Source organism: Proteiniclasticum sp. (genome assembly GCF_003514505.1).
Lineage (GTDB): Bacteria > Bacillota > Clostridia > Clostridiales > Clostridiaceae > Proteiniclasticum.
In genome coordinates, this window is sequence record NZ_DOPX01000022.1 from 1 (window position 1) to 16,808 (window position 16,808).

Genomic DNA, 16,808 nt, shown 5'->3' on the forward strand with positions numbered 1-16,808 from the left:
GCTTTAGCTGTGGGAGTGTCAATTAAAAACTCACAGTTTATTAGGAATCTTTTCGGAAGATTCCTATTTTTTATGCCCTTATCTAGGCTATAATGGAAGATAGAAACACTGAAAGAAGAGGTGATCTGATGCTACGATTTCTGGATGCGGGAGAATCCCACGGAAGAGGACTTTGCGCCGTGCTGGAAGGCCTTCCAGCCAATTTTCCCGTGAATATAGAGAACATCAATAAAGAACTGGAAAGAAGACAGAAAGGGTATGGCCGCGGAGGCCGCATGAAGATTGAGAAAGACTCTGTGGAAATCATCTCAGGTCTTTCTGAGGGAAAAACCACAGGTGCACCCATGACCCTTCTCATTCAGAACAGAGACTATGAGAACTGGCGTCTGAAGTCGAAAGAAGAAACCTTCGTCTCTATTCCAAGACCGGGTCACGCAGATCTTACCGGAGAATACAAATATGCCACAGGAAACCTGCGAAACAGCATTGAAAGAAGCTCCGCCAGAGAAACGGCCATTAGAACGGCTGTGGGTGCTGTCTGTAAGGAGGTGCTGAAAGAGCTTGGCGTTACAATCCGGTCCAAGGTCCAGACCCTTTATGGACTCAATGACACCTTCTGCGACCTCTTTGACGATGGACTTTATGATCTCATAGAGAAGAGTCCCATGAGGGTCCTGCGGCATCAGGAGGAGTTCATGGCTCTGGTGGATTCCGCCAAGAAAAACGGCGATTCTTTAGGTGGCTGGGTCTACGCTTCCTGTGAGGGGGTGATGGAAGGCCTCGGGTCTTTCATGCATTATGACAGGAGACTGGATGGGATCCTTTCTGGTGCCCTCATGTCCATTCAAGGGGTGAAGCAGGTATCCATCGGAAATCCCTTCTACATCGCCACAGGGGCCCTCTATCATGACGGTATCACCTATGAGGATGGAAAGATCGTCCGCACCTCCAATCATGCCGGAGGCATTGAAGGAGGCATCTCCAATGGAGAGCAGCTGGAAGTCTACTGCTATATGAAGCCCATACCAAGCCTTCTACTGAAGCTTCCATCGGTGGATCTCAAGACCAGGAAGAACTCTGATTCCAGATATGAGAGAAGCGATGTGACAGCGGTGGTGCCGCTTTCCATTGTGGTGGAGCATGTGCTGGCCTTTGAGCTTTTAAAAGAAATACTGAACACTTTCTCCAGGGACAACAAAGAGGAGCTCCTTGCAGCCATTGAAGTGAGAAAGATAAGAATAGGAGAAATTTATGAAAAGACTACTGATTATTGACGGCAACAGCATCATGAACCGTGCCTTTTATGCGAACCCGAACTTTATGACCTCTAAGGGACAGCATACCGGGGCCATTTACGGCTTCATCAATATGATGATGAAGATCCGTGGAGATCTCACTCCAGACTATGTGGTCTGCGCCTTTGACAGAAAAGCCCCCACCTTCAGGCACCTGGAGTATGACGCCTATAAAGCGGGAAGAAAGAGAATGCCTGAGGAGCTGGCTACCCAGTTTCCCATTCTGAAAGAGATACTCGGTTATATGGCCGTGGACATCATGGAGATTGATGGATTTGAGGCGGATGATCTCATCGGAACACTATCGAGACTTGCAGAAGAAGATGGGGATGAAGTCTATGTGCTTTCAGGAGACAAGGATACGCTGCAGCTGGCTTCGGAGAAGACCAAAGTAGTCATCACCAAAAAAGGCGTCAGTGTTGTCGAAACCTACGATGAGAAGAAGTTCATCGAAGAGTTTGAAATCACACCTACTCAGTTCATTGATGTGAAAGGCCTCATGGGAGATCCTTCTGATAACATCAAGGGTGTGCCTGGGATTGGTGAAAAAACAGCCTTTAAGCTTATCAAGGAATACGGATCCATCGAAAATCTTCTGGAGAACGTAGAGTCTGTAACCATGAAGAAAGTCCGGGAGAACCTCATAGAGTATCAGGAAGATGCCATCTTCTCCAAGCGCCTTGCCACCATCATCCGGGATGTGCAGATTGATCTGGATCTGGAGCAGTTCAGAAGTGATGACGGATATGACGAGAATGCGCTACGGAAAATGTTCTCGGAGCTGGAGTTTAAGAGCCTCCTTTCAAAGCTCTCCATTACACCGGAGGAAAAGAAAGAGGAAGAGCCACTGGAAAAGATTCCCTATGTGGAGGTGAAAGATGCGGAAGGTCTGAAAGACGGTCTGAAAGAGCTGAAAAAGACCCTGGGAGAGGATCCGCTGTCGGTGCTCTTTTCTGTGCACCATGCTGCCAAGCTCTCAGAAAGAACCATGCAGTGGATGGTCCTTTCCTCCAAAGAGACCAGCCTCTATCTCCATACAGAGGAGCTTTTCAAAGAGGACTCCGCTGTGGCGCTTCTAAAGGACCTACTGGAAGAGGAGAGCGTAAAGAAAATTTCCTTTGATATGAAAGACGGGGTCACGGTTTTAAGAAGGCTGGGCATTCTAGTTGGGGGCATCCATTTTGATGCGAACCTTGCGGCGTATCTTCTGGAGCCTGCCGATGGGAAGCTTCAGCTTCAGGACCTGATGCTGAAAGTTCTTCCTGACATCCGGGTACCGGAAGGGACAGACAAAGAGATTTTCCTTGGCAGAAGGCTCTATGACCTGTATGAGAAGCAGAACAAGGAAATGGAAGAAACAGAGCTTCTGCCGCTCTTTTATGAAGTGGAGCTGCCGCTGACGTCCATCCTTGCGGATATGGAGATCGAAGGGTTCCATGTGGATGAGAAGCTCCTGGATGAGATGAATGTGACCTTTAAAAAAGACATCGATGCCCTGGAAGCGGAAGTTTATGAGCTGGCGGGAGAATCCTTCAACATCAACTCGCCGAAGCAGCTGGGTGTGATTCTTTTTGAAAAACTGGACCTTCCTGTGATCAAGAAGACCAAGACCGGATACTCCACCAATGTGGAAGTGCTGGAAGCATTGAAAGACAAACATGAGATTGTGGAAAAAATCATGCAGTACCGTACGGTGACGAAGATTTTCAGCACCTACATCGTAGGGCTGAAATCTGCCATTGATGAGGACGGCAGGATCCACTCCACCTTCAATCAGACCCTGGCCACCACCGGGAGACTTTCCAGCACAGAACCAAACCTCCAGAACATTCCCATCAAACATGAGATGGGCAGAGCCGTGAGAAAGTTCTTCATTCCCCATGATGAGGAGTCGGTTCTCGTGTCCTGCGACTACTCCCAGATTGAGCTGAGAGTGCTGGCCCATATATCAGGAGACGAAAAAATGATCGAAGCCTATAATGAAGGCATCGACATCCATACCAAAACGGCTTCCGAAGTCTTTGGCGTTCCTCTGGAAGAGGTGACCTACAAGGAAAGAAGCAGCGCCAAGGCCGTGAACTTCGGCATCATCTATGGCATGAGCGATTTCAGCCTGGCTGGAGACCTGGGCATCACAAGAAAAGAAGCCAAGGAGTATATGGACATCTACTTCTCCAGATACCCCAAGGTCAAAGACTATCTGGATGGTATTGTGGAAGAGGCGAGAGAAAAAGGCTTTGTGAAGACCATCATGAACAGAAGGCGCTATATTCCAGAGATTCATGAGAGGAACAAAATCGTTCAGGCGGCTGGCGTTCGCCTTGCCATGAACAGCCCCATCCAGGGCAGTGCGGCGGATATCATGAAAATGGCCATGGTGAAGGTCTATGAGGCGCTGAAGGAGAAGAACCTTCATTCCAGGCTCATCCTTCAGGTCCATGACGAACTCATTGTGAACACCAAGAAGAGCGAACTGGAAACGGTGAAGGCACTTCTCAAAGAGGAGATGGAACAGGCAGTGACCCTGAAGGTGAAGCTTTCCGCGGAGGAATCCGTGGGAGAAACCTGGTTTGACTGTTAAGAGGGCACTTTTATGAGAATTGGACTGACAGGAGGCATTGCCTCTGGAAAAAGCACAGTGTCCCTTTATCTGGCCTCTTTAGGGATAGAAATCATTGACGGGGATCTTCTGGCAAGAGAAGTTCTGGTGCTGTATCCGGAGATCCTTGCGTATCTGAAGGATACTTATGGCGACCTCATCTTTCAGAAGGGAGAGCTGGACCGAAAGGCGCTGGGGAGAATCATCTTTCAGGATGAGAAAAAAAAGAAGGCGTACCTTGATGTCATCATGCCGAAGATTATTGAGGAAGCAAGAAAAAGGCTCAAGGAAGCCAAGGAAAGCTTCGTGGTGCTCGATGCCGCTCTTCTTTTCGAGGAAGGACTGGACAAGGATGTGGATGTGACCGTGACGGTCTTTGTACCCTATGAAGTGCAGCTGGAGAGGCTTCTAAAGCGGGATAGCCTGACGGTTTCGGAGGCTGTTTCAAGGATCCGGAGCCAGATGCCTTTGGAAGAGAAGAGGAGAAGAGCCGATCATGTGGTGGACAACAGCGGCAGCAGAGAAGAAACGTATCAGCAGATCAAAGAGATTCTGAAGTCACTGGGCTTTGGAGAAATCAAGGGACAAGATATTGAAAAAAAGAAAAAAGAAGAAAAATAAAGGCGGAGTGATCTTTCTCCTTCTCCTTTTGGCGGGTTTCCTGTTCTTTTCAGGGAATGTGCTTTACAGCAGACTGTTTCCTCTGGAACATGAGGATCTTATTGAAAAGTACGCAGCAGAGTACGGGGTGGATCCGTATCTCGTGTATGGCCTAATCCATACAGAATCGAGGTTCCAGACCACTGCCATATCTCCTGCCGGGGCCATGGGACTCATGCAGATTACGCCGGAGACCGGTGATTTCATCGCCAAGAGGCTTCAGATGAAGGACTATGAAGAGAGTATGCTCTATGTGCCGGAAGTGAATATCCGCATGGGCATCTACTACCTGTCCTATCTGGAGGAGAGTTTTCCTGTGAAAGAGACCAGGCTTGCGGCCTATAATGCGGGACCCAACCGGGTCAAAGGATGGCTTGATGACAGCAATGTGGGCAGTGGAGATGTCCTTCACAGCATTCCTTTTGAGGAGACGAGAAATTATGTGGAGCGTGTGACGTTCCGGGAGACCATTTACCGGATCCTGTATTTCTATAAAGACTTCTAGAAACGTTAAACCCCCAGAAGATATCATTATTCATGAGTCTTCTGGGGGTTTTTGCAGTTCTTTCTGTTTATGAAGTCTATTAGGATTCTTTACTTTCTTTCAGCGCAGTGCGGATAAGCTTTATGGTATTGCCGCTGTTTCCGTAGTTCAGCGTACCATAGCGGTAAATCTTCACACTGAGCAGCGCAATGGCTGCAGTGGTTCCCAAGAGGATGCCATAGGACAGGGCAAGCTCCAGGAAGGAGATGCTGTTGATGGCATAGCGCACAAACATGGCCATGAAAGACGTGAAGGGCACGTAAGAGGCGACTTTCAGCACCAGGCTCTCCGGGAAGTTCAAGGTGAAGAGGGAGATGAAGTAGGCCGCCATGGAGAACATGGTGACAAGGGTCGTTGCCGAGGGCACATCCTCCACTTTGGACACCAGTGCACCAATGCTGGCGTAGAGGAACAGCAGCAGGAAATATCCGGTGGTGCCGAAGAACAGGAAGACCAGAAGGAGCTTCGGGTCGATGCTGAGCTTCAAAAATTCCTGGATCTCCGGACTGTAGTTTCCTCTGTTCAGAAGATAGCCGCCAAAAAGGGAAAGTGCGATGAGACCCGCCTGGAGAATACCAGCAAGACCAGATGCCAGGACCTTACCGATGATCAGGCTGTTTGGGTGAGTGCTGGTCACAAGGATTTCCATGGTGCGGTCGCTTTTTTCTCGGGCCACCAAAGTAGCCACATTGTTTCCGTAGAACATGACAATCATAAAGAGCACAATGATGAGGGCATACACCACATAGTAGTTGTTTTGAGAATCCTTTCCAAGGACCTCTTCTGCACGTTCGATGCTGATGCCTTGGAGGATCTCTTTGACTTCAGAAGGGTTGTAGCCTTCTTTTTCCAAAGCCAGGTCCTCGTTATAGCTTCTCAGCACCTCATCAAAGAGGAAATCCCCACCGGTGAACATGGATACATTTTTCACCACAGCGGTATAAGAAGAAGGGGAGGTGACGATGTAGCCGCTGTCCATGGCGCCGTCCAGGACCTTTTCCTGAAGGGCTTCTCTGGATTTGAAAAACTCCAGGGTAAACCCGGGAAGTCTCTCTTTCAGGACATCTTCTTCCAAGGCGCTGTTTTCAATGACGATCCCAAGGGTGCCCAGGTCTTCACCGGGCTCTTCCACAGGAGCATCTTCCCCTTCAAAGGTCTTCATAATGGTAGGGATAGAAGTGCCGATGAGGGCAAGAAGACAAACGATCAGTGTCGTGATCACGAAGGATTTCTTTTTGAGAAGTCCCCGGAATTCAAACTGAAAGACGGTCAATAGATTCTTCATTATTTTTCACCTGCCGTTTCCACAAATATGTCTGTGAGAGTGGGGTAATAGGGTGAGAAGCTCTCGATCTCCACCTTACCATCCAGAAGGGGTCTTAAAATGGCATCTGCTTCTGTATTTTCTGCCATATGAAGGATATAGGAGAGCTTGTCTTTTTTGAGATCCTTCAGACCGTGGGGAGAAAGGACAGAATATAGAGTGTCCTCTGATGCGGAGGTTTTCAGTCTCAATCTGTCTTTTCCGCGTTCTTCTTTGATCTTCTGAAGGCTTCCATGAAGAACGATCTCTCCTTTATTGATGAGGGTGATCTCATCACAGAACTCTTCCACATAGGACATCTGATGGCTGGAGAAGATGACGAGCTTTTTCTTCTTGATGAGCTCCAGAATGATGTCTTTCAGCACCATGGAGTTCACCGGGTCCAGTCCGCTGAAGGGTTCATCCAGAATGACGATGTCGGGGTTGTTCACAAGGGCTTCCACAATCTGGATCTTCTGCTGGTTTCCCTTGGAAAGAGTCTCGAGCTTTTTCTTCTTGTATTCCAGAAGGTCTACTCTGCCCAGCCAGTAGTCGATGTTCGCCTCGATTTCTTTCTTCTCTCCGCCTCTCAGCATACCGAAGTAGCGGAGCTGGTGGCCGATCTCCTCTTTGGGATACATGCCCCGTTCTTCTGGAAGATAGCCCACTTTATAGTCGTCAGGATTGAAAATCTTGCCGTCCATGAGAAATTCACCGGCGTCCTGTTTGAAGACGCCCATGAGTGCTCGCAGGGTGGTGGTTTTACCTGCACCGTTTCTGCCTAAGAATCCCATAGCTTTGCCGCTTTCCACCTGAAAGGAGATGTCCTTCAGGATTTTCTGACCGGAAAAGCTTTTGTGTACATTCCTGATTTCCAGTTTCATACTGTCACCTCATTTATTTCGATTTGTGATACTGTTAACAATATATACCATGGATATGAGAATGTCAAATCTAGCCCTGCGTAATGTTGCTCTATTCTATGGAGAGAAGACTCTTTGATGGTGAAGTGAGAAGGGAAAATAATAAGCCACAGCAAAGGACGATGTCCTGATGCTGTGGCTTTAAGAGCTATGAAATGGGATCTCTGGTCATGAGAATCATGGCAGAGTAGGGTTTCAGGGTCACTGAAGTTTCTTTGGTGCTCCATAGAGGAAGAATATCAGCCTCATCCTTGTCCAGTAGTACGTCCCAGTGAGCACTGGGGATTCTCAGCTTAAAACTGTTCTCTCCACCGTTGAACGCCACGAGTAGGGTGTAGAACCCGTTGGGATCTTTCAGGGTATAGGAGATGAAGTTTCGATCTTCTGGTCCATAGAAGCTGAGATACTTCTCAATGTCTTCCTTGGTTCTCAGTCGGAAGGCTGGATACTCTTTCCGAAGTGCAATGAGCCCTTTATAGTACTGAACCACATCGATATTTCTGGACTTCTGGGACCAGTTCAGGGCATTCACCGCATCGCTGGACCTGTAGGAGTTGTGGTCTCCACACTTGGTTCTTAAAAACTCCACCCCTGCATGAAGGAAGGGTACGCCCTGACTGGTGAGGACGATGGTGTTGGCAAGTTTTGCCATGTCTTTCAGAACTTCTTTGCTGGCTCCTTTGTTTGCCGCCTCCAGCTTATCATATAGGGTCAGATTGTCATGGGCGGACACGTAGTTGATGCTCTGTCCTGGATTCTGCGCCCAGGGGAAATCTGTATAGAGAATCTTTCTGTAGTTCACCTGGGGATGGTTTACGGCACCGGTGATGCCGAATTTTACGGATTCTCTTTGTCCTCTGCTACTGACAAAGCCACCTTTTTCATTGAAGAACACATGGCCTTTGATGCCGTCCCGGATATCATCATTGAAAGCGCCAATGCCAGGTACCTGACTGATGTTTCTCTTCACCAGACGAAGATCTTCATGTAAGGGGCTATTTCCGCCGGTCCAGCCTTCACCATAGAGAAGAATGTCCGGTTTTACAGATCGAAGGGCTTTTTCGATCTCTCTCATGGTTTCTGTATCATGGATGCCCATAAGATCAAATCGGAAGCCGTCCATCTTATATTCTTCTACCCAGAAAAGCAAAGAGTCTATGATGAATTTCTTCATCATGGGTCTTTCTGACGCGGTTTCGTTGCCACAGGCAGAGGCGTCTGTGAACTCTCCACCGCTGCTTCTGTGGAAATAAAGAGGCACGGTTTTATGGAAATTGGAGGTCAGTCCGTCATAGGTGTGGTTGTAGACCACGTCCATGATGACGCCCATGCCATTTTTATGAAGGCTCATAATGAGGCTTTTGAGTTCCCGGATTCTTGAGGCGGGATCTTTTGGGTCGCTGGCGTAGGAGCCTTCCGGAACATTGTAATTCAGAGGATCGTATCCCCAATTGTAAGCACCGTCTTCGCCAAGCTCATCCAAGGCGTTGAAGTCAAAGACAGGCAGAAGCTGCACATGGGTGACACCCATCTCTTTCAGATGAGAAAGGCCGGTGCTGTGTCCTTTTTTGTTTCTTGTACCCTCTTCGGTGAAGCCCAGGAATTTTCCTTTGGCTTTGATACCGGAGTCTTCGTGGCTGGAGAGGTCTCTCACATGCACTTCATAGACCACGGCATCCACTGGATTTTCAAGAAGAGGAGCTTTATATGTCCTGAAGTTTTCTGGATCCGTTTCTTTCAGATTGAGAAGATAGCCTTTTTCTCCATTGACGCCAACACTTGTGGCATAAGGACCAGGAGTATAGGTTTGAGTTTCCTCATGATGCACCTCAAAGAGGTAGTAGTGGTTGGAGGCCATAAGGGGCAGTCTCAGAAGAAAGGTGCCCTTTTCGCTGCGCTCCATATCATAGGTGAGAAATGGCATATGTTCATCCACTCTGTTATAAAGCTGGAAGTTCACTTTTGTGGCCATGGGGGCCCAAAGACGCACATGGATGTGGTCTTCTTCATATTGGATAAAGAGATCCTTTCCTTCATAGGTGAGATTCTCTTTAAAGAATTCTGAGTCATAAAAGTCCGTCAGACCTTCAAAATTCGGGAGAATTTTAGGAAGGGTTGTGAGTTCCCCGTGGACGGTGGTGGGAATTAGTTTTTCTGCCATGTAATTTTCGTTCCTTTTTCTTTAATATTCCTTGGAGAACGCTGCACTTTTCCAGCGGATTCCAAGGGAAAGTCACAGGTTTATAATACAGAAGTTTCCTTGATATCTCAAGGATTATCTAAAAAATATCCCACTTGTTTCAAATAGAAATTTATGGGGAGAACGTCATGGTAAATACAGATGTATCAATTTTTTTTAGTTTCTATAAAGCTTGAGCCTTAGGACCTTTAGAGGCTTGCTGGAAAAAACGGCTGATTTTATAAGGATTTCATGAATTTTCCCCTTGACTATTCGTGCTGAACTGGGTAGAATAATACATGTGATAAAAAACAGGCAGATGTGGCGGAATGGCAGACGCACTATCTTGAGGGGGTAGCGGGCAACAGCTCGTATGGGTTCAAGTCCCATCATCTGCACCATTTTTTATTATTTTTTTTGCTCAAAATTCTATACCTGCAGATGTGGCGAAATTGGCAGACGCACTAGACTTAGGATCTAGCGCCGAGAGGCGTGGGGGTTCGACTCCCTTCATCTGCACCAGAAAAAAACTCTTTGTGATAGCAAAGAGTTTTTTTGCGTGTTCATCCTTGTGTGATTCAGTAGAATAGAATGCAGGGTGATATCTCTATGTTAGTATATGTAGATATAAATAATGTAAGCATAAAGTATTTTATAAAAAGTAAAATAATTTATAAATAGGGTTAAAAGATATAATTTTTCTTCGATATTTATACTGTGGTAGGATTGCCACGGATCTCTTTCGTAGAGATGCAGGCTTCTTTTCAAGAAGCAGAGTATGGATGCAGGAGTGAAGACATGAGGATAAGTCAGAGTCTGTTCTATGGGGACCATCTGAGAACCATTGGACAGAATAGAAAGAAATCAATGGAAAAGCTCAGTTCCGGGCTTGCCATCAACCGGGCAGGTGATAATGCAGCGGGTTTTTCCATCAGCACAAAGCTGAATGCCAAGGTGCGGGGCATCAGCCAGGCAAGAAGGAACATCATGGATGCCAAGGGCCTCCTTGATGTGGCGGAGAAGGGACTCCAGGGGATGAATGAAGCACTCCACAGGATGCGTGAACTTTCTGTTCAGGCAGCGTCAGGCACCTTATCGGATCTCGATCGGAAAGTGATACAGCTGGAGATGGATGAAGTAAAGAAAGTGATTTCCAGTGCGGTTCAAATGACAGAGTTCAATATTCATAAACCACTAGCGTCAAACCAAGCACAAAGTATCAGTAGAATCACAAGAACAGAAATGAAATCCATGGGTCTTGTACATGAATCAAAATATCTGGGAGTGAAAGAAATCACCATCGACAATCGGGAAGAAGTATCCATTGGTGCAAAGGAAACAGTTTTTGAACAGACGTCAAAAGATGTCAATTCGAAGGGATTTGCAGATGGTACGTTGGTGAAACTTGCTACAAATCAAATCCAGTTTGATGAACGGAAAGTGTATACAGAAAATCTTGAAAGTCCATCTTTTTTACAAAAAAACAATAGATTGCTGACGGTCGAGGGGGTCTCTAAAAGCGCTCACAACTTCGGAGAAGACAGTTCAATTAGAATGGAGTATTCAGGTTCCGTGTTAAGTGCTTTTATCAAGAACAAAGGAAGTACAGTTGAGACAAAAGTGATCATTGGCTATGATTTTGAATGGAGTAAGGGATTTGGTGGATTTTCTCTATCAGAGAGCGGCAAGGAACTCATCTACTATAGTACTTCTGGAGAAATCAAGCAGAAGACGATTGATTTTAATACAGATGATCAGAAGATTACCATCGGGAATGGAAGCGGATATGCAAAAATAGAGTATGCATATCGGTTAGAAGAAAACCTGTTTCCTCAATTGGAAGGAGACAACCTGTTCACTGAAATTGGGGTCTATAGCAGAAAAAACTCCAGTTTAAGTGTTATAGACAAGTACTCAGAAGACACAGCTCATTCTTTTAGTGATTACTATAAATACGAAAAGGATATTCTCTATGTGCTTGATAATTATAACAGTACGCATGAGTATTCTTATCGGGACTACCAGGATGATTCTGGGAATATAGATACCAGTGTCTATAAAGTCAGAATTCCATCTGACATGAAGCTTTATAATTATCGGGGCGAATCAGGTGCCATCAGTCTTAATGTTACAATCAGAAAAAATGGAGAGAGCACCTATCGCGTAGAAACACTGGATAGCAGCAATTTTTTAGCTGAAAGACCAGGTCCTGAAGAGTTGGTGAATGGTGTGTATGTGGATATAGATAGTGGATATCTGGAGTTTTACGGAAACCTCAGGCCACAAAATACGGAACGATTGAATGTGTTCTATTCCAGTTATTCAGAAGATCCTCAAATCACCGTAGATCAGTTTATCGAAGAAGATAACCTTCAAGCATCGGCAGATACAGATAAGGCTCTCCGGGTATATTATAGGGAGAATGGTGAGATGAAAGAGATCAGTCATCAGATGGATGACTCAGATACAGATTCATTTCATTACTCAAAAGAGACGGGTGTGATAAAAATCAATGATGGTATAAGAGCTGATTTTAGGAATATAAATTCAGTAGGGATACCAATCTATCAGGCATACTATTTTGAAAACTATGGAGGGTACGCCTCTTCAGAATATAAACTATACCATTATGAAAACAATGCAAAATATGAGCTGAATCCTGATATTTATGATATTGATCAAGATGGGAAGCCGGATTCCATAGAGATTTATCGGAAGGATGGGGCAGAAGAGTCTCTTCTTCAATATGGAGTTGACTATACATACAACAGTATCAATTCCTCCATAATATTTACTGATGCCGCCCAGAAACTAAATGCTAGTAATAAATTTAATGAAAGCTCTAGATTCATTGTGAAGTATATGAAAGATTACAAAGTGGATTCTCCGAATTATCATATCAAGATTCCATATTTGGACTATGCTGATTTCTACGATAAAGACGGTTCGATGAGTTTGGGGGTCTTTGACCAGAACAATCGTGAGATTGAGTTTATTAAGGACTCATCGGATCTAGTGGGGAAAAGTGGATGGTATTTTAATAAAGATACTCAAGAGGTTATTCTTGTGGGCGACGAAAGGCCTGAAGTAGGAGATCACATCACGGTAAGATATATGAATACCATAAATAAGAGCATGGGTATTGAGAACGATTCGTATGATTACTCTTTTTCGGGCGTTTCTTTGGATTTGCTTTATAACGAAGCAAACAGTGCCATTAAAAACCTCAGATTATTCCGGACGAATGAGGCAGGAAAGCTGGAAGAGATACGCCATGATGGTGAAAATGGTTATACATATAATGGAAAGCAGGTTTCTCTCCATGGTGCAAGCAGACCTACGTTGTTTGATGGATTACCGCTCAAGATTTCGTATATCGATGGGAAGTCCGAGTTTTTAATTAAGGAAGATCACAAACTGAATAAGCTCTATGTGGATGGTGCTGAAGTCCATGAAGCGAATGAGAGCAATGGGTTTAACGGATATCAGATTATTGATAACAAAGTTGTGTTAGTTGGTGATGCAAGGCTGGATGCTGCATTAGACAAATCAGGATATGTCCTGAGTGCTTCTTGGTTTCCTGTCGAGAATATTGTATATGATGACAGAGGTATGGGGTTTGACCCATATGAGGACCAATGGGTTTCCTCTGAGAATTTCGAGTCCTTCATTAATAAAGAAGATATGAAGATTAGAATACAAAAGAATGGAGTGAATGCAGTAGAAGAAAGTTTTCTGGATGAGGACGGAAATCTATTAGAATTATACTTTGAACTCGAAGGAGGAAAGGTAATTCTCTCGGACCAGCTTACATTCAGATTGAGCGAGTACGATATTACATTGAATTATTCTGCTGATTTTATAAAGGAATTCATGCCTCAATCCTACAAGTTCCAAGTTGGAGCAAATAGTGGTGATTCTTTTCATGTCAATATCAGCGCCATGGAAAATATGCTCTTCACCACAGATCAGCTTCGGCTGGACACCAGAGAGTATGCGGAAGAGACCATTGGGATCGTGGATCAACTTCTATATAAAATACAGTCTGAGATGGGTTCTCTAGGGGCAAATCAGAACAGGTTGGATGTCATATCGAACAATCTTGCAGTGCTGGAAGAGAATACTACCTCTGCCATGAGCAGAATCATGGATGTGGATTATGCCAAGGAGATGATGGTTCAAATAAAAAGTTCAATTTTGGAGCAGGCTGTCATCGCTCTGCAAGTACATCAGCTAAACAACAGTGAGAGTATATTATCACTCATTTCTTGACAGGAATTATAAAAAAATAACAAAGAAAATGAAAATGCAATCTTTCTGAAAATGAGAGGTTGCTTTTTTCATTTATATATTAATAGTACTATAATAAAACAAAGAATATTTAAAAACAATTTTATGAATATCCGTATAAACCATGAAACGAGTCGTATTGAATCTAAATATAATCCGTGATATTATTATAGTAACTTTTCAAGAGTTTATTCGCCATAAAAAATATGATTTAAACTATTTACGGAATGGATGTGTTTATAAGCATAAGTATAAGTATATATAATGAAGTGTTATTAAGGTGAGTGTAAGTGACATCATTAAAAAACGGGGGAGAACGTATGCCGTATTATCATTTTAAAAAAATCTGGACACCGCTGGAGATGTTTGGTCTGAAACTATTCAAAGAAACCGAAAAGAAAGAAGTTTGGTATAGCTTCAGAAGCAACAGAAAGAGACCGTTATTCAGATAGACATATTGTGTGTTAGATCAGCAGGCCGATTGAGGGAAACCTTTAATCGGCCTGCTGATTTTTTAAGTTTGTGTGAAGTACGATAAAATGATATTGACATTAGTGTACGTCATACACTATAGTATGAGTAAGAGGTGATGAGAATGAATACCATGGATGAACTGCTGAATTCGTTTCTGATTGAGCTGAAGCGCGGAACCCTAGTGCTTTCTGTCCTCAGTCAGCTGGGTGAAAAGGAGTATGGCTATTCTCTTGTACAGAAGCTGGAGGAGAAGGGCGTGCCTATAGAGCCAGGAACGCTGTATCCGCTTCTTCGAAGACTGGAGAAGCAGGAGCTGCTCACCAGTGAATGGGACACCACAGAAAGCCGTCCCAGAAAGTTCTATGTGCTGAGTGAAAAAGGAAGCCGGGTTTTTACAGTGTTAAAGAGTGAGTGGCTGGCACTTACAGCCACCATGGACGATCTGCTAAAGGAGGGAAAATAAGATGGAAATGATGGAAAGATACATTTATGCCGTAACCAAATATTTGCCAGAAGCCCAAAGGGAAGATGTGGCCATGGAGCTTCGGGGGAATATTCTCGACATGCTGCCGGAGAGCCCTTCAGAGGAAGAGGTGCTTAAGGTGCTGAAGACCTTAGGAAGTCCAAGAAAACTCTCAGAAGAGTATAATACAAGGAAAAGGTACCTCATTGGACCTTCCTACTTTGATAAATATCTGGAAGTGCTGAAACTTGTGGTCAGCATCGTCATGATTGTTCTTCTTGTGGTGAATCTGGTTTCCTTTGTTTTTGGCACATCCACGGAATCCTTCGGAGTGGGAGAGATTGGACGGCTCATTGGCACAATCATATCCTCCAGTATTTCAGGAGGACTTCAGGCTGCTTTCTGGGTCACCGTATCCTTTGTGATACTGGAAAACACAGCTGCGGAAGAGGGGTATCATGAACTCTTCAAAAAAGAATGGTCTCCTAGAGACTTGGCACCTGTGCCTTCCAGCACTTCCTTGAAGATCTCCAAGGTGGAGGCTGCTATTTCTTTGGTGGTCACCGTCATTTTTATGATTTTCCTCTATATGGGGTCCGACAAGTTTGGCATCTTCTGGATGAAAGATGGAGGCACCCTGGAGAATATACCGGTGTTCCATTTAGAGAGACTTCAGAGCTACCTGCCACTTTTCTGGATCTTTGCCATAGCTCAGGTGATCCTATTTATCTGGCAGATGGTGAAAGAGTATTGGGACATGCCCATGGCCGTCTTCAATCTGGTCTTTGAACTGGGGTTCTGTATCCTTGCCATTGTGATTCTCACCGATGGGGCGCTGCTCAATCCTGCCCTGTACACGGAGCTTCAGGAAAGTATGGGACTGGCTCCAGAGGTTGCGAGAGAATGGATCACAAGAGGAAAGATCTTTACAGGGGTCCTCATTGTCGTACTGAGCCTCATTGACAGCCTCAGCACACTCTACAAAGTAAGAAAAGGGATGAGAAAGAAAGAAGCATAGAAGAAAGACCGGGAAAGCTTTTAAAGGGAGCTTTTCCGGTCTTTTCCATACAATCTATATCATGCCTATGCTGTTATAGCGCATATTTTCTATTTGAGGTGAAGGCCACGGTGATCCACTTGTCTGTCTTGATGGAATGAAGCTTTTTTTCCAGCTCTTCCCGGACAGCATCCTGTTCTTTGATGGTCTGGACCAGGGAGTGTTCATCCACGATGAAGTCAATCTCTACCCGGAGAAGTTTTCTTCTCTTGGTGACCCGCAGGAAGGATTCCTTCATTTTGTATTTTCTCTCCATTTCTTTTGTCATGGCATCCAGATTTCTGGCAAGCTCTCCTTCGGGAGAAACACCCAGCACTTCTTTCATGGCCATGCGGATGGAGACAAAAGGCACTTTGGCAAAGCTTGCTGCTGTGACCAGTACGATGAGAGGATCGATGTAGTTCAGGTAGGCAGGATACACATTGAAGTGATCCAGCACGTACACCAGAATAAAGGTGACAAGAACGCCGAAACTTGCGTAGGTGTCAAAAAGCCACTGGGAAGATTCTGCACTGAGAAGTCCGGAGTGCTGCTTTTTAGACTGCCTTCTTAGATGAAGATACATGATGAGGCAGGCCAGGGAAGAGAAGACGGCATAAAAGAGCGCCATATCTTTATCCACCGGACGGCCGCCGGTCAAGATGGCATAAACAGCTCCGATGACGGAAGCTCCCAGCATGATGAGAATGGCGGAGTATTTCACAATGATCACCAAAGGCTCCACGATGGATTTACCAAAGGGGAATTTCTTCCAGTCATTTTTGGACATGAACCTGGCGGAGGCTAAAGACAGATAAGAGAGCACCACACTTAATAAAGAATAGAGTCCGTCGAACATGATCATTTGGGAACGGGTATAAAGTCCAGCCCCAACGCCGATGACGGAAAATAAAATGGATAGAATGAGGGAATGGGATAAGAGCCTTTTTTCTGTTACTTGTGTTTTCATGATACTTTTTGCGGTTTCCAAACTCATTTCTTTTGAGGTCTCGTCACCCCTTGGAAAGCCGCGGTCAGCACC

General features: G+C 45.1%; 12 protein-coding genes and 2 tRNA genes. 10 read left to right on the top strand and 4 right to left on the bottom strand.

Annotated features, from left to right (window positions below; all coding sequences use genetic code 11):
- Window positions 1-128: 128 nt before the first annotated feature.
- From aroC to DEF30_RS07095, 4 genes are read left to right on the top strand one after another with little or no spacing between them, the layout of a single operon-like run.
- Window positions 129-1,274, top strand: a complete 1,146-nt coding sequence (gene aroC / locus DEF30_RS07080; protein WP_294097646.1) for a chorismate synthase — start codon at window positions 129-131, stop codon at window positions 1,272-1,274.
- Entirely contained in the window at window positions 1,252-3,876 is a 2,625-nt protein-coding gene (gene polA / locus DEF30_RS07085; protein WP_294097647.1) for a DNA polymerase I, read from the top strand. Before aroC ends, polA begins: the two co-directional genes overlap by 23 nt.
- 12 nt (window positions 3,877-3,888) lie before the next feature.
- Window positions 3,889-4,515 (top strand): dephospho-CoA kinase, encoded by a 627-nt coding sequence (coaE, locus tag DEF30_RS07090; RefSeq protein WP_294097649.1) that lies wholly within the window; start codon window positions 3,889-3,891, stop codon window positions 4,513-4,515.
- Entirely contained in the window at window positions 4,487-5,059 is a 573-nt protein-coding gene (locus tag DEF30_RS07095; RefSeq protein ID WP_294097651.1) for a lytic transglycosylase domain-containing protein, read from the top strand. Before coaE ends, DEF30_RS07095 begins: the two co-directional genes overlap by 29 nt.
- Window positions 5,060-5,138: 79 nt before the next feature.
- Here the strand turns inward: DEF30_RS07095 and DEF30_RS07100 are convergent, their stop codons facing one another.
- From DEF30_RS07100 to pulA, 3 genes are all read right to left on the bottom strand, one after another.
- Complete coding sequence (locus DEF30_RS07100; protein ID WP_294097653.1) at window positions 5,139-6,383, bottom strand: ABC transporter permease; 1,245 nt, start codon at window positions 6,381-6,383, stop codon at window positions 5,139-5,141.
- Complete coding sequence (locus DEF30_RS07105; protein ID WP_294097655.1) at window positions 6,383-7,285, bottom strand: ATP-binding cassette domain-containing protein; 903 nt, start codon at window positions 7,283-7,285, stop codon at window positions 6,383-6,385. Before DEF30_RS07105 ends, DEF30_RS07100 begins: the two co-directional genes overlap by 1 nt.
- Window positions 7,286-7,472: 187 nt before the next feature.
- Window positions 7,473-9,485, bottom strand: a complete 2,013-nt coding sequence (gene pulA / locus DEF30_RS07110) for a type I pullulanase (protein ID WP_294097656.1) — start codon at window positions 9,483-9,485, stop codon at window positions 7,473-7,475.
- Window positions 9,486-9,818: 333 nt separating this feature from the next.
- On the opposite strand from pulA, the gene DEF30_RS07115 reads away from it, so the two are divergent.
- From DEF30_RS07115 to DEF30_RS07140, 6 genes are all read left to right on the top strand, one after another.
- A tRNA-Leu gene (locus DEF30_RS07115) sits at window positions 9,819-9,904 on the top strand.
- A 36-nt stretch (window positions 9,905-9,940) separates the two neighbouring features.
- A tRNA-Leu gene (locus DEF30_RS07120) sits at window positions 9,941-10,025 on the top strand.
- A gap of 276 nt (window positions 10,026-10,301) precedes the next feature.
- Complete coding sequence (locus tag DEF30_RS07125; RefSeq protein WP_294097657.1) at window positions 10,302-13,775, top strand: flagellin; 3,474 nt, start codon at window positions 10,302-10,304, stop codon at window positions 13,773-13,775.
- A 308-nt stretch (window positions 13,776-14,083) separates the two neighbouring features.
- Window positions 14,084-14,245, top strand: coding sequence for a hypothetical protein (locus DEF30_RS07130; protein ID WP_294097659.1), 162 nt, complete (start codon window positions 14,084-14,086; stop codon window positions 14,243-14,245).
- Between the two features lie 143 nt (window positions 14,246-14,388).
- Window positions 14,389-14,730 (top strand): PadR family transcriptional regulator, encoded by a 342-nt coding sequence (locus tag DEF30_RS07135; RefSeq protein ID WP_294097661.1) that lies wholly within the window; start codon window positions 14,389-14,391, stop codon window positions 14,728-14,730.
- A gap of 1 nt (window position 14,731) precedes the next feature.
- The gene (locus DEF30_RS07140; RefSeq protein ID WP_294097663.1) at window positions 14,732-15,748 is read left to right on the top strand and encodes a hypothetical protein; all 1,017 of its coding nucleotides are present in this window, start codon (window positions 14,732-14,734) and stop codon (window positions 15,746-15,748) included.
- A 73-nt stretch (window positions 15,749-15,821) separates the two neighbouring features.
- Here the strand turns inward: DEF30_RS07140 and DEF30_RS07145 are convergent, their stop codons facing one another.
- Window positions 15,822-16,736, bottom strand: a complete 915-nt coding sequence (locus DEF30_RS07145; RefSeq protein WP_294097665.1) for a cation diffusion facilitator family transporter — start codon at window positions 16,734-16,736, stop codon at window positions 15,822-15,824.
- Between the last annotated feature and the right edge of the window lie 72 nt (window positions 16,737-16,808).